This window comes from Clostridium sp. LBM24168 (genome assembly GCF_052953915.1).
This window is the reverse complement of the sequence record NZ_CP196861.1, coordinates 552,577-574,622: the sequence shown is the minus strand read 5'-3', so window position 1 is coordinate 574,622 and position 22,046 is coordinate 552,577. Positions and strand designations below refer to the sequence as shown.

The 22,046-nt window shown below is 30.0% G+C and carries 26 protein-coding genes; 1 reads left to right on the top strand and 25 read right to left on the bottom strand.

The annotated features are described in order from the left end of the window. Positions 1 to 45: 45 nt before the first annotated feature. The 11 genes from ACSVC9_RS02810 to ACSVC9_RS02760 all read right to left on the bottom strand — a co-directional run bounded on the left by ACSVC9_RS02810 (position 46) and on the right by ACSVC9_RS02760 (position 8,311). Positions 46 to 579 carry a DUF2815 family protein gene (locus ACSVC9_RS02810; protein WP_446898870.1) on the bottom strand — a complete coding sequence of 178 codons (534 nt, stop codon included), beginning with the start codon at positions 577 to 579 and terminating at the stop codon, positions 46 to 48. Between the two features lie 47 nt (positions 580 to 626). Then, a complete protein-coding gene (locus ACSVC9_RS02805) occupies positions 627 to 1,763 on the bottom strand; it encodes a DUF2800 domain-containing protein (protein WP_446898869.1) in 1,137 nt (378 codons plus the stop codon). Then, positions 1,760 to 2,065: a hypothetical protein gene (locus ACSVC9_RS02800; protein ID WP_446898868.1), complete on the bottom strand. Its 306-nt coding sequence runs from the start codon at positions 2,063 to 2,065 to the stop codon at positions 1,760 to 1,762. Before ACSVC9_RS02800 ends, ACSVC9_RS02805 begins: the two co-directional genes overlap by 4 nt. Further along, complete coding sequence (locus ACSVC9_RS02795; RefSeq protein ID WP_195962553.1) at positions 2,049 to 2,192, bottom strand: hypothetical protein; 144 nt, start codon at positions 2,190 to 2,192, stop codon at positions 2,049 to 2,051. The genes ACSVC9_RS02800 and ACSVC9_RS02795 overlap by 17 nt, the downstream gene beginning before the upstream one ends. Positions 2,193 to 2,269: 77 nt before the next feature. After that, entirely contained in the window at positions 2,270 to 2,704 is a 435-nt protein-coding gene (locus ACSVC9_RS02790; RefSeq protein ID WP_446898867.1) for a sigma factor-like helix-turn-helix DNA-binding protein, read from the bottom strand. A 273-nt stretch (positions 2,705 to 2,977) separates the two neighbouring features. Continuing rightward, complete coding sequence (locus ACSVC9_RS02785; RefSeq protein WP_446898866.1) at positions 2,978 to 3,433, bottom strand: RNA polymerase sigma factor; 456 nt, start codon at positions 3,431 to 3,433, stop codon at positions 2,978 to 2,980. 115 nt (positions 3,434 to 3,548) lie between these two features. Further along, the gene (locus ACSVC9_RS02780) at positions 3,549 to 4,322 is read right to left on the bottom strand and encodes an ImmA/IrrE family metallo-endopeptidase (protein ID WP_446898865.1); all 774 of its coding nucleotides are present in this window, start codon (positions 4,320 to 4,322) and stop codon (positions 3,549 to 3,551) included. After that, positions 4,322 to 4,696, bottom strand: coding sequence for a helix-turn-helix domain-containing protein (locus tag ACSVC9_RS02775; protein WP_195603701.1), 375 nt, complete (start codon positions 4,694 to 4,696; stop codon positions 4,322 to 4,324). Before ACSVC9_RS02775 ends, ACSVC9_RS02780 begins: the two co-directional genes overlap by 1 nt. 144 nt (positions 4,697 to 4,840) lie before the next feature. Continuing rightward, a complete protein-coding gene (locus tag ACSVC9_RS02770) occupies positions 4,841 to 6,727 on the bottom strand; it encodes a DpnII family type II restriction endonuclease (RefSeq protein ID WP_446898864.1) in 1,887 nt (628 codons plus the stop codon). Between the two features lie 17 nt (positions 6,728 to 6,744). Then, the gene (locus tag ACSVC9_RS02765; RefSeq protein ID WP_446898863.1) at positions 6,745 to 7,557 is read right to left on the bottom strand and encodes a DNA-methyltransferase; all 813 of its coding nucleotides are present in this window, start codon (positions 7,555 to 7,557) and stop codon (positions 6,745 to 6,747) included. A 37-nt stretch (positions 7,558 to 7,594) separates the two neighbouring features. Further along, positions 7,595 to 8,311 carry a TRM11 family SAM-dependent methyltransferase gene (locus ACSVC9_RS02760; protein WP_446898862.1) on the bottom strand — a complete coding sequence of 239 codons (717 nt, stop codon included), beginning with the start codon at positions 8,309 to 8,311 and terminating at the stop codon, positions 7,595 to 7,597. A 121-nt stretch (positions 8,312 to 8,432) separates the two neighbouring features. On the opposite strand from ACSVC9_RS02760, the gene ACSVC9_RS02755 reads away from it, so the two are divergent. Next, the gene (locus tag ACSVC9_RS02755) at positions 8,433 to 9,083 is read left to right on the top strand and encodes a MutH/Sau3AI family endonuclease (protein ID WP_446898861.1); all 651 of its coding nucleotides are present in this window, start codon (positions 8,433 to 8,435) and stop codon (positions 9,081 to 9,083) included. 62 nt (positions 9,084 to 9,145) lie between these two features. Here the strand turns inward: ACSVC9_RS02755 and ACSVC9_RS02750 are convergent, their stop codons facing one another. From ACSVC9_RS02750 to ACSVC9_RS02685, 14 genes are all read right to left on the bottom strand, one after another. After that, positions 9,146 to 9,463, bottom strand: coding sequence for a hypothetical protein (locus tag ACSVC9_RS02750; protein WP_446898860.1), 318 nt, complete (start codon positions 9,461 to 9,463; stop codon positions 9,146 to 9,148). 239 nt (positions 9,464 to 9,702) lie between these two features. Continuing rightward, a complete protein-coding gene (locus ACSVC9_RS02745; RefSeq protein ID WP_446898859.1) occupies positions 9,703 to 10,311 on the bottom strand; it encodes a toll/interleukin-1 receptor domain-containing protein in 609 nt (202 codons plus the stop codon). A 332-nt stretch (positions 10,312 to 10,643) separates the two neighbouring features. After that, complete coding sequence (locus ACSVC9_RS02740) at positions 10,644 to 11,540, bottom strand: DUF5655 domain-containing protein (RefSeq protein WP_446898858.1); 897 nt, start codon at positions 11,538 to 11,540, stop codon at positions 10,644 to 10,646. A 716-nt stretch (positions 11,541 to 12,256) separates the two neighbouring features. Further along, positions 12,257 to 12,409: a hypothetical protein gene (locus ACSVC9_RS02735; protein WP_446898857.1), complete on the bottom strand. Its 153-nt coding sequence runs from the start codon at positions 12,407 to 12,409 to the stop codon at positions 12,257 to 12,259. 224 nt (positions 12,410 to 12,633) lie between these two features. Then, positions 12,634 to 13,782, bottom strand: coding sequence for a hypothetical protein (locus ACSVC9_RS02730; RefSeq protein ID WP_446898856.1), 1,149 nt, complete (start codon positions 13,780 to 13,782; stop codon positions 12,634 to 12,636). Continuing rightward, the gene (locus tag ACSVC9_RS02725) at positions 13,779 to 14,288 is read right to left on the bottom strand and encodes a DUF4365 domain-containing protein (RefSeq protein WP_446898855.1); all 510 of its coding nucleotides are present in this window, start codon (positions 14,286 to 14,288) and stop codon (positions 13,779 to 13,781) included. Before ACSVC9_RS02725 ends, ACSVC9_RS02730 begins: the two co-directional genes overlap by 4 nt. 125 nt (positions 14,289 to 14,413) lie before the next feature. Beyond that, positions 14,414 to 15,253: a hypothetical protein gene (locus ACSVC9_RS02720; protein WP_446898854.1), complete on the bottom strand. Its 840-nt coding sequence runs from the start codon at positions 15,251 to 15,253 to the stop codon at positions 14,414 to 14,416. 135 nt (positions 15,254 to 15,388) lie between these two features. Beyond that, complete coding sequence (locus ACSVC9_RS02715; protein WP_446898853.1) at positions 15,389 to 16,990, bottom strand: recombinase family protein; 1,602 nt, start codon at positions 16,988 to 16,990, stop codon at positions 15,389 to 15,391. 13 nt (positions 16,991 to 17,003) lie between these two features. Next, on the bottom strand, positions 17,004 to 18,635 hold the full coding sequence (locus ACSVC9_RS02710) for a recombinase family protein (RefSeq protein WP_446898852.1): 1,632 nt from the start codon (positions 18,633 to 18,635) through the stop codon (positions 17,004 to 17,006). Positions 18,636 to 18,766: 131 nt separating this feature from the next. Next, positions 18,767 to 18,904 (bottom strand): SHOCT domain-containing protein, encoded by a 138-nt coding sequence (locus ACSVC9_RS02705; protein WP_167317020.1) that lies wholly within the window; start codon positions 18,902 to 18,904, stop codon positions 18,767 to 18,769. A gap of 12 nt (positions 18,905 to 18,916) precedes the next feature. Beyond that, positions 18,917 to 19,168: a phage holin gene (locus tag ACSVC9_RS02700; protein ID WP_369868398.1), complete on the bottom strand. Its 252-nt coding sequence runs from the start codon at positions 19,166 to 19,168 to the stop codon at positions 18,917 to 18,919. A gap of 106 nt (positions 19,169 to 19,274) precedes the next feature. Further along, positions 19,275 to 19,703: a hypothetical protein gene (locus ACSVC9_RS02695; RefSeq protein ID WP_446898851.1), complete on the bottom strand. Its 429-nt coding sequence runs from the start codon at positions 19,701 to 19,703 to the stop codon at positions 19,275 to 19,277. A 63-nt stretch (positions 19,704 to 19,766) separates the two neighbouring features. Then, positions 19,767 to 21,119 carry a hypothetical protein gene (locus ACSVC9_RS02690; RefSeq protein WP_446898850.1) on the bottom strand — a complete coding sequence of 451 codons (1,353 nt, stop codon included), beginning with the start codon at positions 21,117 to 21,119 and terminating at the stop codon, positions 19,767 to 19,769. A gap of 171 nt (positions 21,120 to 21,290) precedes the next feature. Beyond that, the gene (locus ACSVC9_RS02685) at positions 21,291 to 21,959 is read right to left on the bottom strand and encodes a hypothetical protein (protein WP_147566521.1); all 669 of its coding nucleotides are present in this window, start codon (positions 21,957 to 21,959) and stop codon (positions 21,291 to 21,293) included. Positions 21,960 to 22,046 lie beyond the last annotated feature (87 nt).

The following is a 22,046-nucleotide window of genomic DNA, read 5'->3' as shown; positions in this document are numbered from 1 at the left end:
CTCCTCCTGTGATGGCGCAAGGAACTAAACAGCTGCTCCTGCTTCCTATGACATAAAGTCATCATCATCTTCAATTTCAAAATCATCTTCTGCTCTTGATCTTCCTCCTAAAGACTCACCATCCCGAAGCTTTTGAACATTTCCAAGTCCTGCGGCAATTCCGCGATTCCCGTTTACGTTGAAAGCATAAAAATTGATGCTTACCTTCCCATAGCAGCCGCTGTAAACTTCACTTCTGTCAAGAATCGGCTGTATTCTTGCATCCACAATCTGCGGTGCATCTTTTGAATTTGTATTTATAAAATAGCTGTTTTCATATGCCGGATCATCCGTTCTGTCAATATCCCCATCTCTAAGCGGTGTCTTTAAGCTTTTAGGAATCTTTCCCCCGAATTTTCCTATACCCTCTTTTTTAGCTTCCTCGACAGCCTTCTGAACGATATTTAAAGTTTTCTTATCACTCTTGGGTATAATTACAGAAACACTGTACTTAGGCTCACTCCCGTTTATGCTTTTTGGTTCAAATAAATTTGTATAACTCAATCTTCCTGGTATTACTACTTTTGTATTTTTACTCATTATAAATTCCTCCTGATATTTTGATTTCAGCTTTTCTAAGCTGTATATTATTCTTCAACTTTAAACTCTGCAGTTATTGGTTCTACTGCTTTTCTTTTATCTGACTCTGATACCAGGGTCAATTTACCCCTTGGCTTTTCCACCAAAAAGCCTAATATATCCTTAAATTTTTTCTTTCCCATCAATTTCTCCATTTCAGTTACAGGAATTAAATTCTTCTTGTAAATATCACTGTATCCAGCACTCTTTGCAGCTTCAGCTACAGCTTCTTCATTGGTATACTTCCTTCGAGTTCTTCCTTCCACAAGCTTATATCCATCCCACTGCTTGCCTTCATTGACAGCAAGTGCTGAAGCATAGGTATAAATATCGCCTGCCCACTTGGAAAGTTCTTCTGAAACTCCTATAATTTCAGCTATTTCCTCATCACTTAAAAGTGCCGGATCTGCAAATTCATATTTTAAAAGTTCCAGATTTTTAGCTGCTCTGACCCTGCACTTATTTTTAGCTCTGCAAAATCTGCAGTGTTTCCCCGCACAAAATTCTCCTTCTCCTTTTAACGCAAGAAGTGCTTTTGGTTTCAACTCTTCCTCCGCCCATTTAAGGAGGTCATCTACACTCATCTCATATGTGGAGAAATTATCTGCCCTTGGCTGAACTATGGTCATAATGACTTTTTTAATGTCATAGAGCATATCAAAGAGAGACAATGCACCTAATGCATAAAGCATCATCTGAGGATTTTTTTCTGCAGATACTATGACACCTCTTCCATATTTAAAATCAATAACATGAAGTTTACCTGTTCCAACTATTACAAAGTCTCCTGTTCCAAATCCGCCTTCAACATAATCACTGAAATCCAGTTTCTGCTCAATTAAAATTTGAAGGTCTTTACAGTTTTCCTTTACCTTCTCAATAATCTCTAAACAGTACTCTACATAAGTATCTGTATACTCATCCATTTCATCTGAGTCATACTTACTGACAGGTTTCTTTGAACGTATTTTCAATACTTTCTTTAATTTATGCTCTGCAAGATCATGTGCTGCTGTACCTTCTTCTGCATAAGAAGTTGCTTCTTTTGGGAATTGCTGTTCTAAAAGCAGAGAAGGCGTACAAGCTAAAATACGGTGTGCTGAAGAGGGTGAAAATTTAGAATGCTCGTTATATGAGCCACTCATTTTATTTCACCAACTTTCTTTAACACCTCAACATAATGCTCAGGGTCAAGGGCAGTCAGTTTATTGGCACCATATTTAACAAGTATTGCTTTAACTTCTTCCCGGTGTCCTTCCCGGTTTTTCTCAGCCATAGCTGCTCTAACTTCTTCAAGTGTTGGCTGTTTCTGTTCTATTTCTTTTGTATTTTTCTTTTGTTCTGAATCTGCTGATTCATTCAATGTTTTCACTAAAGTTTCCAAGCTACTAGTAATACCTTTTAAATTAACTATAATATCTTGAATTATTTTATTTTTGTCCATCATTTGACCTTCCTTCCTCTTTCTGATTTTGTTCTTTCAATCTTGCGGCCAGTCTTCTAGATACAATGCTTATAGCTGTTAAAACCCCAACCATTTCCTCTTGGATCTCCTTACTTACATTTGCCTCCATAAGTTCACACCTCCTCTTTATTTAAAATAAATCCCTTCACTTATTAGCCAACGAGGAGGTGTGTTTGGTAACCAAATTTATAAAAAATATTTTTTAAGTTTAGTTAACACTTTTTTATGTCTTTTAATAATAGTTACATGGGAAACGTTTTCTTTTTGTGCTGCTTGTCTCACCGTAAGATTGTTATAATATAGGTCTTGTATTAGTTTCTGTTCTTCATTATTTAATTCTGACATTGCCTTCTGTAAAATAAAAAGCATTGCTCTATAACAGACAATATCTTCTACAGCTTGGTCATCTGCAAAATCTGAGCCTTGATCCATTAACCTTTCAATAGAATCTTCCTTGCTGGGTTGATATTTAACAGCTCCTGTTGTTGGATCAATTTTACTGCTTCCCACTTTTACGTCTTTTTCAAGATATCTAGCATGTCGGTCCATTTTATAATACTCCTTATAAATTTCCTCACTTACCGGAACCAGTTCTTCACCAATTTTAATGAATTTGTTCATTATTTTTCCTCCTTATTTTTTGGAATAAAAAAAGCCAAAGACTTAAGTCTCTGGCTTATAAACACAATTTGTTATAGATTTTTAAGCCTCAATTGTTTATAGCTTTAGATAGCAAACAATATAGCTGAGTCTTTTTTGGGCACAAAAAAAGACCATGTTGTCATCTTAATGATGAATACATAGTCTTCTTAAATTTGGATTGTACAATATGAAATGCTTTTATTTAATAATGCTTCATAACTAATATTATTCAGTGCTAAAGCTTCTGAAAAATTATTTATTATATATGTCTCTAAAATTCTTTTTAAACTCTTTAACAGCTTTATAAAACATAGAATTAACATCAGCCTCACTGATGCCTGCCATCTCAGAGATCTGTCTTGCTGTCATTCCATTAGATCGTAACTGTATTACTTGTTTATGATCCTGCGATAGCATTTGTTGTGCTTTTGCAATGGACTCTCTTAACTCCTTGTCTATAATAATCTTAAGAGGATTAAAAAATATATTAGTAGCATTATACTTTTCTTCTACTTTTTCAAATATATCCAGGTTTTCCATCTCACAAATATTTGAAAAACTACTGAAGTCACTTCTTACTTTTTTTAAGGTTGTATTATTACTGCCTTCATTTGAATTAGATTCTATTTTTGACAGGGAATTAACTGAATCCAATAAAACCTTCATAATATCTTGGGAATCTATTTTTAATCTAATATTAATATCCATTTACAACACCTCTTTTAAATATTTTGTATACTAGCTGTCCTTTTATGCTTATACGCTTTTATGCTAACATAAGATTAAAAAAATATATACTAACAGCACATTAGTAATATCCTAATTATGCTGTTTCTTCTCTTATGAGTTTTAACTGTTTAAGTCTTATTGAAGCTGCCTGTATTGATACATTAAATATTTTAGAAAGTCTCCTTGACATATCATCTGCAAATTCATAAGTATAGGCATCTTGTCCTAAAACTATATAATCAGTATAAATACCAACTTTTCTAAATATATTGAGTGATGCCATTATAAAAGTGTCTTTAGGCATTACAAAACACGATGATGTAAAATTTGCCTGCCATTCCATCCAGTCATTATCTGTTTCAAGTGTCCTTTTTGATGAATATTTTTCAAAATTTCTTTTTAAGCATTTTATTGATTTTGCTTCTTTATTATTTAACATATCAAAAATATTAAGTTGATTTTCATCTGACTTAAACATATCTCTATGAAGTATCCAATGTCCACATTCATGACCGCAAGTAAACCTGAATCTTCCCTCTTGATCTCCTGAAACAAGTGTATTGTCTATAATTACAGTTCCTCTTTCAACAGATATATCTCTATATCTGTTATTTTCTAAATCGTATACAGTAAGATTTCCACTATCAAAAGTTGTTAGCCCAAGAACGCTTCCGTCAGGTGTTATATCTGCATAATCCGGGTCAAGTCCCAGATAATTTTCCAGAAATTCTTCTATTGGAGTTGGTATGGGTTCCTCTAATATTTTTGAATTGAAATCCTCTAAGTACAGTTTTGAAATTTGTTCAATATCATTTTTATAAAGCAACGGCAGACCATTATCTTTTCTTCGTGAAATATCAATATACACTAATCTTTGTCCCCCTTGTTATCTAACTTTTTAACAAATTCTTCCCAATCCTCCTCTGTCGCAACTTCTCTAGCTTTTCTTAGTGCTACTCTTACTTTTTTAGATGACATTATATAATCCGGAAGATCAGGTGCTATTGTATTTTTACCTTCTCCCGCCAAATCAAACATTGTATGTTTCTCATCCTCAGTTAATTTTAAGATTTCAGCCATTTGTTTAAGTTTATCCATATCCGGTGGATATCTTCTGCCTTTCTCAATGTCACTGAGATATGCGGGAGCAATTCCTAGTTCAGAAGCCATTCCTCTTAATGTCATTCCAAGTGATTTCCTTTTACCTGTTATAAATTTTCCAAAGCCCAACATATCATTCATTTTAATCCCTTTCTACACAAAATAGCGTGTTCGCATATTTGTTAATATTATTGTATAGGAAACTCTTTCCATTGTCAATAGACAGTTGCTAAATTTTTCAATTATTATGAGTTTATAATTAAAAATTCCTATATTATAAATAATTTAAAAAATGTTGTTTATAATTTCTTCTAACATTCCATTCTTAGACATATTGAAATTCAATAGATAATTTAAATGTCTAAAACCTTTTAATAATTGTGGCTTATGGTCATTTCCCCAGCATTTTTTGCCATCAGTTATAAGTGCAAATTCTATATTATTATTTCTTAAATCCTCTTGTCTATTTATGTATGAATCTATTATTTCCTCTGGTTTTGAACCAGAACCACCATAGAAGTTAGCTTCTATATTCATAATTTTATTATCTTTTAGTAATATAAAATCAGCCTTTCTATTAGCTATATCTTCTGAAATTTCAAATCCCTTTTGTCTTAACGTTTTAAATTGTTTTTGAGTTATTACTTCTACATTATATTTTTCTGCAATATATACTATTATAGGTTCTAAAGCTAATTCAAAAGCTAATCCGCCTCTATTCTTTCTTCCGTTACTATCTAAACCTACTTCACAACCAATTAAATAATCAACTAAATGTTTTTCTAATAAATCTGTAAATAAGTATTTTAATCCTATTTTTTTAGTAAAATCTAAATATTTATCTATCTCATATTCACTTAAGGTTTCTTCATCATCTATATTGAATCTATACTCCATCATATCATCTTCTAAAGCATCTATGTTTACAACTTTAAATAACTCCTTACCATTTTTTAAACTATCTCTTTCATTTTTTGATAAGGCAAATAAAGCTGGGAAAACATTTATTACAGTTGGAATTTTTCTAACTATTTTTTTGAAATCTTCATCATAATTTTTATTTTTCACAAGTGCATTTAAAGTATTAAGTTCTATATTATATTCACTTACAATTTTACTAGGTCTTTCCCAATTAACATAAAAATTAAATCCTCTATTTGTTTCTAATAAAGATTTAGTGAATATTTTTACTAAATCACTAGATTCAGTCTTTAAGTAGCCTTTTACATCTTCATCTACTGTAGTCGGTATTGATTCCCTATCAGCTTGCTCTTTATAGCTTGTTATTAATAGTTCTGTGATTTTCCCTCTCTTATCACCTGCTGAATTTATGGCTCTCTTAGCATAAACTCTTTTTATATTAAATTTTGAATATAAATCATCAAAGAAATTATCTTTTTCATCTAAATTCTTGGGATCGGAATTGCTTAACATTATCTTTGCGCCTTTTTTATGTACCGTTTCACAGAAATCTCTTAATAGAATCTGTTCTTCATCATTAAAATTACTTTTATTATATGATGTAAATCCTCCCGCTGTTACTGGTCTATATGGCGGATCACAATAAACAAACGTATTAATATCTACATATTCTTCAAGTTCATCAAAAGATTTATTTAGTATCTTAACTTTGAATTTTCCATTTTCATTTCTTAAGTTTAATAATCTTGATATTTCTCTCAATTGTAATTCATCAAAAAAACTTGGATTTTTATATTTACCAAATGGAACATTGAATTCACCTTTTGAATTTTCTCTGTATAATCCATTAAAACAAGTTTTATTTAAAAAAATAAAATATGCAGATGACTGTATAATGTTACATTCTGCATTATTAAAATTAGTTCTTACTTTATAAAACAGTTGTTCTCTTCCTTCTGAATCTGCTTCTAAGTATTTAGTTTTTAATCTTTGAACTTCTTCAATTAAATCCTCTGGTTTATCTCTAATAACCTCATATAAATTTATTAATTTAGAATTTATATCATTTATAATATATTCTTCAAAATAATTATTCTTTAAAAAATATATAAATACAGCACCAGCACCAACAAAGGGTTCCACATATCTTCTTATCTGTTTAATATTCATTGGTAATTCTTGAATTATTTCATATAAAAGCTGTGATTTTCCTCCCGCCCATTTTAGAAATGGTTTTACATTAAAATTCATCGTTATCACTCCTGATTTTATCTCTTTACTTCTTCAATAGTTTCTTTAGTTACTTGTTTTAATCTTTTGTTTGTAATTTCTAAATATTCCTTATCAATATCAATTCCAATAAATTTTCTATTGTTTTCTCTAGCCACAACTCCCGTTGTTCCAGATCCACAAAACGGATCTAATACTAAATCATCTTGATTAGTACTAGATATTATGCACCTATATAATAGTTTTTTAGGTTTTTGAGTAGGGTGGTAACCATTCATTTTTTCCCGTTTTGGGGTTGTTGGTATTTCCCATACACTTCTCATTTGTTTACCGCCATTCAGTTCTTTCATAAGCTGATAATTAAAAGTATGCTTTGCTTTTTTTGTCTTCTTTAGCCAAAGTATTGTTTCTTGACTTGCAGTAAAACATCTACATCCCATATTAGGTGCAGCATTAGGTTTTACCCATGTAATTTCATTTATTATGTAGTAATCCATTTTTTGAAGTGCAAAAGCTATTGAATGTATAATATGGTATGTCCCTGATATCCATATAGTTCCATCATCTTTTAAAACTTTATCACAAGCTTTTAACCATTTCATATTAAATTTATAATCAAGGTCAAGTCCTAAAGATTTATCCCAACTTCCTTTATTTACACTTGCCATTTTTCCTGACTTACATGTTATTCCATCATTACTAAGTTTATACGGTGGATCTGCAAATATCATATCTACTGACTTACTTTCCATTTTCCTTAGTTCTTTAATACAATCACCAAGCAGCAACTTATAATTATTATCTCTCATATACTGCATTCCATCACCACCTTTATAACTATTATCATCCAAGCTATATTATAAAGGTATTTAAGAATAAATCCAATTATTATTTGAAAAAAACAAATAGATATTCATGGGCTAATAGGTAGAAATTCTTTTTTAAACTTATTTTTTCCCAGTATTTTGTAGAACTACAATTATGCTGTTCTTTTATAACTATTTCTTTTAATTTAAATCCTTGATTTAAAAATAAATTCATAACATTAAATGCTAACGGAATTACACAACCATTTTTTCTTATATCGCCCATCATGATTACACAGTATTTTGCTCTTTTTAATATTCTAAAACATTCTCTTGATACTTCTTTTATTGCTGTATAAAACTCATTAAGATTTAATAATGACAAATCTCCTTTAATATTTTTACTATATTTTATGATATTTGAATATGGTGGATGAGTACATATCAAATCTATAGAATTATCTTTAATACAATCCAAATTTGTAGCATTACATTCCATTAATCGTATAGGAGTATTTGTTTTAACTCTTAGAATTCTATTTTTAGCTATCTCTAATGCTCTAGAATTAACATCACATCCTATTCCTCTTCTATTTAATAATTTTGCTTCTATAAGTGTAGTTCCACTTCCTAAAAATTGATCTAATACTACATCATTTTGCTTTGAATATCTTAGAATAATATTTTTAGGAACAAATGGGCTCCAATTACCTGGATAATCTCCTTTGTGAGTAGCCCATTCTCCTCTTTCTTTAAAGCTCCACAATGATTTTGTTTCTAATTTAAAAGTTTCATCCATTTTATTCACCTCTATACATATAATCTTAGGCAATATATATCCTTTATATACAAATTATGCTATTAATTATATAATTAATGATGTACTTATATAAAAATACATTATTACAAGGAGCGATACTATGAAATTAGCTGAAGCTAAAAAACTAATAGATAAATTATCCGGCAAAAAATTTGGACATGTTTTAAAAGAAGAACAAATGAAAGATATTATAAAAAATAAAGGAAAAAGTGGACAGCTTTTAGAAATAACAATAGGTCTTAATTTATCTAATACCAATTTAGATTTTGAAGATGGTGAACTTAAGACAAATAAATGTGACACTACAGGAAAGCCATTAGAAACAATGTTTATAACTCAAATTTCAACAATGATAGATGAACTGTTAAATGGCAAGAATTTTTATCAAAGTAAACTTTATAAAAAAATGAATAATCTACTTTATGTTCCAATAAGTAAGGTTGGTGACCCATGTGATTGGATGTTCTTGCCTTGTGTTCATGTAAATTTAGATGATACTAAGTTCCATGATTTAAAATTACAATTAGAAAAAGATTACTATTCTATTTGTAATCAACTTAATGAACATATTAAAACTAGTAATGATGGCTTTATTCATACTTCAAATGGCAAATATATTCAAATTCGTAGTAAAGATTCAAAACCTTACCACCCTATTCGTTCTGATATATATAATAAAAAAATTTCAAATAAAAATCACGCCTTCTATTTTAAAAAGGAATTTATGAAATATATTGTTAATATAAAGTAATGTAGCAAAATAAGCCTTGTATTTAAATACAGAGCTTATTTTGCCCTCGTTTTACATAAAAACTATAAGTTTAAATACCTACCTCTACAATCGGTACATTGACTTTGATCTCTCTTTCTATTAGTAGTTCTCCCGCTATATCCAAAATCAGTTACATGCTTATCATAATTGCAATGAGGGCATCTCTTTATAAGCTCTATTCCATCATATCCAACCAAATTTGTAACACGATTATCATTTGCATCATACCCATTAATTTTAGGAAATGTGCAACTTACTAAACCTTTACTTGCTGGAAAAGTTGAAGAAGTTTCTACACTTCCATCATGGTAATTTATTTGAACTTCGTAATCAAATCTTATTGGAATCCTCATTATCATATCCTATCATCCCCTATAAAAAATTTTATATTAACTATTTTAAAATATATTAATAGCATTATATGTTTTCTCAAATTATTGTATAGTTTTAAAAATAACTGATTAAACTCTTTTCTTTAGCCAATGTCTATTAAAGTATTCATTCCCCTCGATTTTAGTAAAAAACATTCCTGTTTTATTTATAAAAAAATTCAAAAAATCAGATAGCTATAACTACATTTCATCTATCTGACTTTTTATTAGTATGGAACAATTGCAGGAATTAGGAACATTCTATCTAACTCATCAATTATATACATTTCAATTAGCAATCTTAAAGAAAATTCACCATAATAATCCTCTAATTCACTTTTGAATACAACATTAGTTCCTTTTACTGATATATCATAGTCTTTTAACCATTCTTTCAAATATTTTATCATCCCTTGCACATCAATATCCGGTCTAATTTTTTTAGCGGCTTTATAAGCAAAATCTTCTGGACTAAGTTTCTCTATATTTATGTATCCAATTGTTTTTCTAATTCCTGGTATTTCAGTATCATCTAACTTAGCTGGTAAAATATATTCTTCTTTTGATTCAAGTGCTCTTGCCTGAGCGCTTTCTCTTTCATGGTTTGTCCATAATTTTTCTTTATAATGCTTCGAAATAAACATAATACAGTACTTTGATTTTTTCTGATAAATATCATCCAAATGCGTGTATAAATTCTTTCCCCATAAATCCACTTCTTCGTATTTATCATAAAAAACTTGTATACCAATGGCTTTTAATATCTCAGCAACTTTTTCAACATACTCTCTATCTTCGCCTGCAAATGATAATGCAACCTCGTAATCAAATTTCATTATATCTCCCGTCTCTTGTTATTTACAGCCTTATTTGAAACTATTCTATTTCAATTGATTTTGAATACCTTTTTAAAAATCTCCTAACATTTTAAGTATATTTATTGTATATTACTATTTTTCTAATTATATAATTATATAATTAATAGCCAATAAATTTCTCACAAAATTATAACTTTCAATAAAAATAATTGCACCAACTAAAATCAATACAATTATATTATAATCCTAATCATTTGAAATTTCTATAAAATTATATAAAATTAATGTTTCTCAACTTTGCATTTAAAGAAATTCCTATAGCTAATTCAATTATCCCACATCTTGTATTATTAATTCATCTCATATGCATTATCAATATATTCCTTAACCTTCTCAAAATCCTTAGCATTTTTTATTGTGACTTCCAAATCTCCAGTTCCCCAATGCCCAACTTTACTTACATCTCTTGTAAAACCATTTTCAAGCACAATATCTTCTGGATTTAGCCTTAGATATAGCATTATACTTTTCATTCTTACTTCTACACATACAATATTTTTTATCTTCTTAAATGCACTATACAATTTTAATTTATTTTCCGTAACATCGTCACCTAGTGCCAAAATATAGTCTCTAATGGAATAATATAATTCTTTTAATTTTGGACTCGTTGTTTCCAATTGTTCATCAAAAGTTTTATCTGTACTCTGTTTAACTACTTTTTCTGTATTTGTGTCCTTAAATGCTGTAGCTACATTAAAATTTATCAGGTCAAACATCAAAAGTTTCTCTCCAAATTTTTTATACCGTATTAAATCTATATTTCTATTTATTTGTTTTACAGCATATTCATCATATTTAGTAAAATCTCCTGCTATGCAAATAAGGCGTGGCATACTCCAATCAAGCTTATCTGAGAATTTCTTTCTTAATGTATTCATAACTAAAAGTTCAAAATCAGCTTTATGGTCCAAAAGCCAATCCAGGTAAAACAGTCCTTGATTTATTACATTTTCATTGCTAGCTCTTTTATATTCAAAAATTACAGGACAATTATTTTCATCTATACCTAAACTATCTATGCGTCCTCCATTTGATGTTGTGTATTCACTTTTAAGAAAGTTGACACCAAAAAATACAGACATATTTTTTTCAATTAGTGTTTGCAATTTTCTTTCCAATGTTGCCCATTTAGCTGGCAGTTCTTCTACTTTATCATCTATTTTAAATAATTTTATATCAGACATTTTAATCGCTCCTAACCACTGTTTTACATAAATATTATAGCACAGGAAATTTCAATCCATAATCTTATATCAGTTAACACATATTTTCTATATATAAAAACCCTCAAATGCATCATCAAACACTCAAGAGTCCTACTTTATTTTCTTTTCCTTGCTATTTCCTATCCCCGTATCACTAATCATATACAATTTTTACCATCTAATAGTCCTAGCTATATCAATACTTCTAACTGTCTTTCCTTTTAAGCTTAACTACTGTCTCCACATAAAATAGTTAAAACAACAAATATACTGGAATCAAACGCTATCATTGTGATAGAACTCAATTTAAATTTTCTAATAAATTAGAGAGGTTTAAATACTCTATACAATTTTGCAAAAACGCCCTTATAATTTTTCATCAGAACATATTTTGCGTATTCATATACCCCCAGGGGTCGTTAACCTGCTTATCATCCCAGTCTGTGGGAACATAAAACACACGAGAAAAAAAAGGCATAATGCCCAAAGCCTTTGATATCAGGCTATTCTCGTACTATCTTCACCACACACTCCACATGCATGAAGACAAGCTATGAGCTTGAAAGGAAACTAATACAATAACTTTATTATACAATTAGTAGTACATACTCCTTAATTTTAACCACATCCTCTAGGACGGTGAACATACTAAGGATTATTATTCTCTGTACTGTGATAATTTTTCAAATGCTTTATCAATTTATGATTTCTATGATTATAGCAGTGAGTCCTAACTCAAAAGTCCCCTCAATTTCTACACGTACAGTGAAGTGATACTTTGAAAAACTAGAAACAGTTTTCTTTTCGTCTATTAATACATTTCCACTTTCTCCACAATTCCAGCACATTCAATATAATTTTAGATGATATATATTTTTATATTTAACAAAAATTTCCTCTATAAAATATCACGGCAGCACTTTTAGATAAATACTCTGATACTAATTCATTATAATCATTAATCTTTATATTATAATTATCACATTATTCAATTATTAATAACAGTTTTCCAATAAAATAGTGGATAAGAAACCAAAATAGTAATTTCTAACCCACTATATCTAAACATAAACTACTCAACTATACTAAATGCAGAACATTCCATTGTAGATCTTTTTCCTTTTTCTATCTTTCCCAAAACTTTAACATATTTCCCTTGTTGATGTGCTTCAATTGCTTTATCATAATCTAATTTCTCTAATCGAGTAGTTACCGAATGTGCTTTATTATCATCACCAATATACGAAATTGTTACACTTCCACTCTTTCTCTTATCAACAGCTGGTAACGCTTCTAGCTTTTTAATCCTTCCATATATCTCCTTTGAAGTATTAGTCTGTTCCTTCAACTTCCCAATAACTGCTGATATCGGTTGATAATAATCATTTGTTAATTTAATATCTGAGTGTTCAAACTTATTACTCTTTACAGTAGGAGACCAATCCGCTTTAAATTCAACAACCAGACTATTAGAATCGGAATTTAAACCATTTAAGGCTTCATAAAAATTAGCACTAATTTGTTCTTCTTTTGATTCTTCTACTAAGCTATCGCCTTCACCATCATCAATTTTCTTTTTGATTGTATATATATTTTTCATTAGTTTATTGGTAACTTTTCTAGTCAGTGAATTAGCACAAGTTTCTTCATCTGTAAATATACTTAATTGCTTATAGCCTCCTTCAGCTGATATCTCAGCAAATGGACAAACTACTGATACTACATAGCTACCAATTTCAGTCTGACCAAATCTACACCCTGATAAAAACTTCTGAACTGGTTCATCTGGTCTACCAAAATGATATTTTTTAGGGTTAATAATATCCAAAGCTGTAGCTGCTAATAATTTTTTAGCATTATCATAAACTTTAATTGCATCATCAAACAATATATTACCAGATTCCACCCCTGCTTTATCAAGTCGTATCTTTATTATATCTGTATTAGGATTAAGTAAATATAACATTACTTGTTCAACAGATTTTTTTTCAATACCCGCTACAGTAACAATAGCGTTATACATTGCCTCACTATAATCTCTTAAAGATTTATCCATTGGAATTGTGACTTGCTCAAATATATCACCCTTTATATATTGGAATATTCTTACAGAAGTCTTTTTTGTAACATACAGATTCCAACCTGTTTCTTTTAAATACTTTGCAAACGCCAGAGAATTAATTTTTGCTGCCATATCCATAAAATTAACTGAATATATCATAAATCCTCCTCCTCTGCTATTTTATTAAATATCTGTAACAATGTCTCACTATTAATTACATTATGTTTATCAATCTTTACAGTAACATTTGCTTTATTGGCAGTCTCATCCTTACCAGCTAAACTTAACCAATACATACATCCTTTAATCATAAGTTCCTCTTTACTCCACTTAGTCCATTCTTTTTCATTCTCTGGTATTATTAACAATCCTAATATAATTGGAATTGTTCCTGGTGCACAAAGATCATTATAATTTTTTGCTTTTAATTGATATGATATTGTATCGCCATCATCTGAATACTGACTATGTGAAGATGTGCATTTTAATTGTACTCTAAGCGAAGCACAAAATATTCCTCCATTAGAAGGGAACATTTGCTTTTTCAATAATCCATCTGTACTATCTTCATCATGTCTTATAATATCATAATCTATGCCAGCTATAGCAGCTACTGTAGCTATATAATTTATGCTTAGTTCTTCTTTTATCTGAGATATTTCCATGCAAATCCCCCCTAAATGTATAAAAATATTATATCACAATTTAAAATAACGTAATTGACTACTTAAAAAGATTTATGTGTTTTAAAATTAATTTACATATAAAATCAAATATGTTTTACACCCAGTCACTCTTTTGTTAAACTTGGCAATGTCTTCTCCAAATATTCTTGCCAATATTCCTCATCATCTCCCTCTAAACTATGAAGCCAATGATACATAATTAAAATTTCAAATTCTTGCTTTCTTCCTTTAGTAAATGACTTTTTAGGCATTTTCCTATAAAGTGAATCAAGATTAAATAAGTTACTTTTTTGCTTTATATCATAATCATATTTTCTAAAATTATATTGACTTTTTCTTCTATGAGTTGACGGCCACAAATCTTCATTTTCATAAAAATAATAAGCCCAATTATAAGCAAATGCTAAGACATTAACCTGATATTTTAACCAAGTTTTCTTAATCCAGTCGTCTATTCCCTCTGAAATAAATAAATTTTCAAATTCTTCATCTGGTTCACTAATTACCCTATGATACTCCTTTATAAATAAAAATAGCATTTCTGTTTGATCTTTAAGAAAAGGAAACCTTTTTATTAATTTTGAATAACAATCATATGATAAACTTCTAAATTCTTTATCTGAATTATATAGAAAAAAGAATGTATCCTGCTTCAGCATATTACCAATGTTTCTATTCATAATCTTTCCATATTCAGCATATATACCTACTAACCATTCTCTCACCTCTTGATCATAATCTTTTAATTGCCGGCGATACTTATCTAATTTTTCATCCTTCAAAGCTGTTTTTTCCTCTGCCTCTGAGATATTTAAATAATTGTTAAAGTATTCAAAAACATAATTAACACAGGTCCTTATATTTTCAATACGTACATTAATATCAAATTCATTAATTTTATCCTCTTTTTTTCTTCTTGCAATATATTCTTCAATAGTAATCATACTAACACCTCGTAAACAGCTAATACATGTAAATTTTTTATTCTTATACCTTTAATTATAACTATCTAACCTTTTAGTAACCACAGCAAAAATATATAAAATTAATTAAAGCAATTATAATTTACGTCAATTTTCCTACAATATTTCTTTTACAACAACATCACTTTTGTAAATAAATTCAACTTCCACCAAACTTATTACTTTTACCTTCTCGACAATCTGCGTGAAAAGCTCTCTATCAAAATCCTTAATAATATCTTGTCTGTCTCTTAAAATTCTTTCAATTTCTTTTACCTTCTGAATACCCTTTTTCTTTATCAACTCCGTATTATCAAACCCTGCCTTCTTTTCTTTCAACTGTTTTATTTCTTCTTCAAGCCTCTCATATTCCTCATCATAAATCTGATTATCCAAGCTACTTCTTACATTTAGTCTTACCAGATTCATCATCTGCTCCTTCAATTCTTCCAGCCTTTCATTTATTATTTTAAGTTCACTTCTATCTTCTTTACTTTCTGATACCTTATTTATATTTTCCATCATAGTTTTAATAAAAGCTTCCTTATTTTCAATGATTTTATTTATAGATCTTACAAATGCAGCTTTTAGTTTTTCTTCCGATACCGCCTTCATACTACAGGCTTTTAAACCATTATCAATATGATTGGCACAAAGCCACACATATTTTTTATATTTTTCACCTGGTCCCCACATTTTTCTTCTGAATTTACTGCCGCAGTTGCCGCATATTATCTTTCCCGAAAAGGCATATTTATTGGTATATCTACTTTTAGTTTTCTCTGAATATCCAACAAGTGATGCCCTTCTCTTTATTTCTTCCTGAACCATTTGAAACATTTCTTTTGGTATTATTGCGGGATGGCTATCTTCAACGTAATACTGCTGAACTTCACCTTTATTTTTCACCCTTTTATGTGTTAGAAAATCTGTAGTTATAGTTTTTTGAAGCAGTGCATCCCCAGAATACTTCTCATTTCTTAATATCTTCTGAATCGTTGAATCATGCCACTTCCTTCCTCCTGCGCCTGTCAAAATATTATCTTTTTCAAGGTTCTTTCCTATAGCCCTTATACCTTTTCCTCCAAGATATTCTTTATATATACGCCTAACTACTTTAGCCTGTTCCTCATTTATAATAAGCTCGCCATTTTCATCTTTATCATAGCCTAAAAATCTTTTATGGTTAACTCTTACTTTTCCCTGCTGAAATCTTCTAACTATACCCCATCTGCTGTTTTCCGAAATGTTCCTTGATTCGTCCTGTGCAAGGGAAGATAAAATGGTAAGCAAAACTTCTCCTTTTGAATCCAGCGTATCAATATTTTCTTTTTCAAAATACACCCCTATTCCTTTATCCCTTAAAAGCCTTACATATTTAAGACAATCTAGTGTATTACGGGCAAATCTTGAAATTGATTTTGTAATGATCATATCAAACTTACCTGCAAGTGCTCCATCAATCATTCTTTTAAATTCTGTCCTATGTTTTGTATTTGTACCAGTTATACCTTCATCAGCAAAAATTCCTGCAAACTCATATTCCGGCTTGCTTCTAATATAGCTTTCATAGTAAGTTACCTGAGCTTCATAACTTGTGAGCTGCTCATCAGTATCCGTACTTACCCTGCAGTAAGCACATACTCTTTTCTTCTTTTTATCTTCAATACCATTTATCACTTGTACCTGTTTTGCAGGTATCACCGAAACCTTTGGCATAAAATTCCCCCCTTTACTGCAATCCTTTAATACCTCTCTTTTTTATAAATTCTTCTTCAACCACCATTCCATTCTTAAAGTGAAATTCTAGATGAGTGGGTGTTATAACTACAATATTTTCTATTAGGTTTTCAAATATATCATCATCAAATTCTGTAATAGTACCTTCTCTACCTTCTATAAACTTTTTAATTCTTTTATTTCTTTCTAAAAGCTTTTTATACTCTTCATCATCATAACTTAATGAATTTTTTCTATTTTTAAATTTCTGAAGTATGCCTTTTAAGCCTCTATACTTTCTGTCAAAGGTACTTTCTTCTAATTCACCTTTTATCTGCTTTCTTACAAGCTCTTTAATTTTTCCACTAATGTTCTCAATCTCTCTATCTACTCTTAATACATCTTCACATTTTTCATTTTGCTTTAAAACTTTTCCTATATTATCATCAAACCTTTTAAAGAAATCTTCTTTAGCTTCATAAATTCTATTAAATACTCTAACAAATACAGCTTTTAAAGTAATATCATCAACTGCTTTCATACTGCAAGAACTTTTCCCTTCATTAATATATGCCCTGCACTGCCATACTATCTGCTTTACCTTTGTTTTACTATTCCAGGTTCTTCTATTAAAAAATGCTCCACAATTTCCGCATATTATTTTTCCGCTAAAGGCGTATCTATTCTGATACTTATCTCTGTCTTCAGGTAAATTCCCATATTTTAAGGCTTTCCTTTTTCTTATATTCTGAGCCTTTAAGAAATCTTCTTTTGATATTATTGGTTCATGATGTGCCTTAACTTTATATTTTGGAGCTTCACCTTTATTTTTCTTTCTCTTTCCAGTTAAATAATCAACAGTTATAGTCTTTTGAAGTACTGCATCCCCACAGTATTTTTCATTTTGTAGAATATATTCTATTGTGCTTTTATTCCACACTCTATTTCCTGTTACCGTTTTGATATTATCTTTTTCAAGTCCGGATTTTATTTCTTTTAAACTTCTGCCATTTAAATATTCACTGTAAATTCTTTTTACTATTTGGGATTCATTACTATTTACAGTAAGCTGCTTTTCATTATTTAAGTCATACCCCAGAAATCTTTTAGTTGCAATGTAAACCTTCCCCTCTCTAAATCTTTTCTGAACACCCCATTTTACATTTTCCGAAATATTTCTTGATTCATCTTGTGCAATAGAACTCAAAATACTTAAAACAAGTTCACTATCTGCACCTAATGTATTTATATTTTCTCTTTCAAAATACACACCTACTCCAATATTTTTAAGGTGTCTTACTACATCAAGACAATCTGCTGAATTTCTTGCAAACCTTGATATACTCTTTGTCATTATCAAATCAATCTTTCCTAATTCACAAGCTCTAATCATTTTATTAAATTCTGTCCTTTTAAGCATTCCTGTACCTGAAATTCCTTCGTCTGCAAAAACTCCAGCATACTCCCATTCTGCTTTATTCTTTATGTACCTTCCATAATAGGAAACTTGTGTTTTTAGCGACTCCGATTGCTTTAAACTTCCGGTACTTACCCTGCAGTATGCACATACTCTTGTTTTTCTCAAAAATTGTCCATTATCAGGAAATGATACATTCCTAGCTGCAATTGAAATTATCTTTTTCAATATAAAGCCTTCTTTCATCAGTGCTATATGTTAGCTCTACTCCCGCCTCAAAGCAAGTAATTTAAACTGTGCAAACATATAATAAAAGTCAAAAATTAAGAGCTTGAACTGTTATAGTCCAAGCTCTGTTTTTATTTGTTAAATGATTTTTTATTTTCTATATCTATATTTATAAACTCATCTTCTGTTATAAGTTTCTCTTTTAAAAGTTCCTTTAGTATTGATTTACTGACTAGATATTCTACTGAATTATTTTCAACAGTAAACATTCACACCACCTCTTAAAGACTTTCTTTATTGGTAGGATCATTAAAAATTCCAAAGGCAGTAAGTACTGCAAATATAAGTGTCGTCAACTCCTTATAACTTTCTTCTGTAAGTCCTATAGGTGCTAGCAGTCCATATGTCTTCAAAATAAAAAGCAGTAGGGCTGCTACAGCTACCCATGCTGCTTTACTTTTGAATCTATTTTGTTTTTGGCTGCTGTCATTTACAGTTTTATTATCATTCTGTGTTTGATTGTTATTTTCCACTCTAATCCTTCCCCTCTATTTAATATAATCTGCACATACAAAACCACCATGGTCGCCAAAATATATGCTCCATCAATTGCCTAGTTCTACATAATCTTTTACCTCCCTATTTTAAAATTTTTGATATTATAAATATTGCTATCTGGGTAACTACAACTAACATTATTGTTTTTGTGGTATCATCCCATTTCTTAGCTGGCTTATCTTCTACTACTTTTATTCTCGCAGACAGCTCCTTCATATCAATTTTCAAAGCTTCTATAAGTGCATTGCCCGGCGGATGCCTTTCAAAACTATCTATTTTATCTGCTATTACTTTTACGCTGTCTTTTATTTCATTTAAAATATTAAATATCATAGATACCCTTTCTTCATTTTTGTCACCCTGCCTTTCTAAGGCTCCCACCCTATCCTGAAGTTTTAAAGTAATATCATAAACCTTTTTCTCCGATTCCTTTAAATCTTTTTCTAAATCTCCCATCTTATTTTTTAAATTTTCAATCTGCACACAATCTTTGCAGTTCTTATCCTCCAATTTTTCACCCTCTTTCCTCCAAAAAATAAAAAAGACATCCTATATTAAAGATATCTAATAATCTTAGTGAACTGGCATATCAAGTGGATATACATAATCACAGGTAAAATCATATTGAATTTTCATTGTATTTGTAGGTGTTTTGGTTATTGCCTCAGGTAGAAGAGTATGTGCTGAAGCCGGAACAATATACTGCTGTTTTAATTCTCCATAACTTCTATCACTGTATGTGAACATAGTAGAAGTATCTTCATCCCAAACAATACTGTCATAATCTGTAGAGCTAAAATTTGATGTACCATAAACTCCTGCATCCTTATTTAATTGGAGACAAGTTCCATAATTTATTATCGCCCACAATTTATTACCTGGTATTTTAGTCAAAGTAATACCACCGGAACTCCCTGAATATATCTGACTTTTATCAGCAAAAGTACCATCTTTATTATATTTTACAATACAACTCTTATACTTGGAATTTGAACCGGATGAATCAGTACACCCATTATAAGTTATATAAACATAAGTTTCATTTGCTACTATATCATAATAATCCACATCATAAACAAGATCTCCCGGAATAGCAGTACTCTTTGAATAAGATTCTACTATAGCAAAATTTTTATCCAGCTTTTTAAAAGAACCATCGCTTATAAGTATCCAGAAGTTTGTGCCATCATAGGCTACAGCTCTTGCTGATGCTGGCAGTGTCACATTACTCTTTTTAGCATAAGTAACCTTATCATATACATATAAGGTTGTTGAATTAATTTTTAATACATAAAGATTAGTTCCATCCGTACATAAATTATAATTAGGCAAATAGTTTCCGCTACTTCCTATTTCTAATGTTTTTTTAGTATACATTGAATTTATTCTAGGACTTTGTGGATCGCTATCAGTTTCATTACCACCTGTCCAATATATACTTTTAAAAGTTCCATTGGCGGCATTGGTTGGAAAGTCCATTACATAATGCCTTGTGCTAGTAGATCTTGTTGTTTCAGAACTATTTACGCTGCCCCTTAAATTATCACTGCCACTATAAGGGTACAAGCTGTCTGCATATCCTACAATACTTCCCCAGGTCCAGTAATCATAAGGATCTTCTGCTATATCTCCTGTAGTTAAAGCCATTATTCTAAATGGATAAGTTATATACACATCATTTAGTATTTTCTCCTGCATATTGTCCAACATAGGGTAATAAAAGCCATCAAGATAAGCCATATTCCCAAATACAGCGGATATTCTGTTTTCACTTTTAGCTTCATAAGTCTGTTTTCCTGTAAGTGAATCATAGAGCTTAATTGTTGCAGTACCTGCGAATGGCATTATACGTTTTTTCTTTAATACCTCTATTTTAGTTCCTTTTATTAGGTTTTTGCTGTAAGCTAAACTTTGTTTATAGGGCATAGGATTCCTCCTCTCTATTTATTTGTAAATGAAGAAAGCCCATACCATTATGGGTACAGACTTTGATTATATGATAAAAAAGATACAACAGAACTAAATCTAAAATTATTCTACATCAACTTCATAAATTGGAATTTAACTTCCTAATAACTCGGGATTTGTTGATTATTATTAAGAAATAATAACACTTCGCAATTTTCTTAATATTTTTTTCCATTCCTCAGGATCGTCTTCCCTTTTTTGTGGGAATCCTAATTTCTCCACAAGGAATTCCGGGTTTTCCGCTTCAAGTATTTTCCAATGAACTATTTTGTTATCTTTATCTCTTTCACATACTTTTGCACAACACATTTCTTCTTCCAAAGTGAAATATTCTCTATCAATTTTACCTCCATCTTTTGTATAAAATTCCCAGCTCACTAAATCAGTTAGGATAACATTGGGTACATGATTCAAATAATCATTTACTTCACATATTGCATGTTCTCTATCGTCAGCATTTGGCTTTTTGACCTCAATAAGCATACAATATTCTATTTTGTTATTATCTCTATTATGAATATCCCAATTCTTGGCAATCAAAACATCAGGAGTATAATTTCCGGCATATTTTGATCTATCGTGCCATGTTCTATTATCCCAGTTTTTATATAGTGTTGATACATCTACAATTTTAATTGAAGCATCATTCGCAAAAATTTTTTTAAGCATAGGAATAATCACACGATTTTGATAATTTAATTCACGATTATCTTTAGAAAGAATGTCGTCTGTTAATTCTTTATACATCGAATAAGAAAAATCACCCGACTCTATAATATCTATCAAGTTATAATTCATACTTTCTCCTCCACAAATTACTATTTATTGAATTATTTCACGTATTTTATATGTCACATTAAATTACAGCTCATCATAACTAATTTT

Excerpts from the sequence above, each read along its gene's own strand:
- ACSVC9_RS02810 (WP_446898870.1), bottom strand. The coding sequence starts at position 579 with ATGAGTAAAAATACAAAAGTAGTAATACCAGGAAGATTGAGTTATACA.
- ACSVC9_RS02805 (WP_446898869.1), bottom strand. The coding sequence starts at position 1,763 with ATGAGTGGCTCATATAACGAGCATTCTAAATTTTCACCCTCTTCAGCA.
- ACSVC9_RS02800 (WP_446898868.1), bottom strand. The coding sequence starts at position 2,065 with ATGATGGACAAAAATAAAATAATTCAAGATATTATAGTTAATTTAAAA.
- ACSVC9_RS02795 (WP_195962553.1), bottom strand. The coding sequence starts at position 2,192 with ATGGAGGCAAATGTAAGTAAGGAGATCCAAGAGGAAATGGTTGGGGTT.
- ACSVC9_RS02790 (WP_446898867.1), bottom strand. The coding sequence starts at position 2,704 with ATGAACAAATTCATTAAAATTGGTGAAGAACTGGTTCCGGTAAGTGAG.
- ACSVC9_RS02785 (WP_446898866.1), bottom strand. The coding sequence starts at position 3,433 with ATGGATATTAATATTAGATTAAAAATAGATTCCCAAGATATTATGAAG.
- ACSVC9_RS02775 (WP_195603701.1), bottom strand. The coding sequence starts at position 4,696 with ATGAATGATATGTTGGGCTTTGGAAAATTTATAACAGGTAAAAGGAAA.
- ACSVC9_RS02770 (WP_446898864.1), bottom strand. The coding sequence starts at position 6,727 with ATGAATTTTAATGTAAAACCATTTCTAAAATGGGCGGGAGGAAAATCA.
- ACSVC9_RS02760 (WP_446898862.1), bottom strand. The coding sequence starts at position 8,311 with ATGGATGAAACTTTTAAATTAGAAACAAAATCATTGTGGAGCTTTAAA.
- ACSVC9_RS02755 (WP_446898861.1), top strand. The coding sequence starts at position 8,433 with ATGAAATTAGCTGAAGCTAAAAAACTAATAGATAAATTATCCGGCAAA.
- ACSVC9_RS02750 (WP_446898860.1), bottom strand. The coding sequence starts at position 9,463 with ATGATAATGAGGATTCCAATAAGATTTGATTACGAAGTTCAAATAAAT.
- ACSVC9_RS02745 (WP_446898859.1), bottom strand. The coding sequence starts at position 10,311 with ATGAAATTTGATTACGAGGTTGCATTATCATTTGCAGGCGAAGATAGA.
- ACSVC9_RS02740 (WP_446898858.1), bottom strand. The coding sequence starts at position 11,540 with ATGTCTGATATAAAATTATTTAAAATAGATGATAAAGTAGAAGAACTG.
- ACSVC9_RS02735 (WP_446898857.1), bottom strand. The coding sequence starts at position 12,409 with ATGTGCTGGAATTGTGGAGAAAGTGGAAATGTATTAATAGACGAAAAG.
- ACSVC9_RS02730 (WP_446898856.1), bottom strand. The coding sequence starts at position 13,782 with ATGATATATTCAGTTAATTTTATGGATATGGCAGCAAAAATTAATTCT.
- ACSVC9_RS02725 (WP_446898855.1), bottom strand. The coding sequence starts at position 14,288 with ATGGAAATATCTCAGATAAAAGAAGAACTAAGCATAAATTATATAGCT.
- ACSVC9_RS02720 (WP_446898854.1), bottom strand. The coding sequence starts at position 15,253 with ATGATTACTATTGAAGAATATATTGCAAGAAGAAAAAAAGAGGATAAA.
- ACSVC9_RS02715 (WP_446898853.1), bottom strand. The coding sequence starts at position 16,990 with ATGCCAAAGGTTTCGGTGATACCTGCAAAACAGGTACAAGTGATAAAT.
- ACSVC9_RS02705 (WP_167317020.1), bottom strand. The coding sequence starts at position 18,904 with ATGTTTACTGTTGAAAATAATTCAGTAGAATATCTAGTCAGTAAATCA.
- ACSVC9_RS02690 (WP_446898850.1), bottom strand. The coding sequence starts at position 21,119 with ATGCCCTATAAACAAAGTTTAGCTTACAGCAAAAACCTAATAAAAGGA.
- ACSVC9_RS02685 (WP_147566521.1), bottom strand. The coding sequence starts at position 21,959 with ATGAATTATAACTTGATAGATATTATAGAGTCGGGTGATTTTTCTTAT.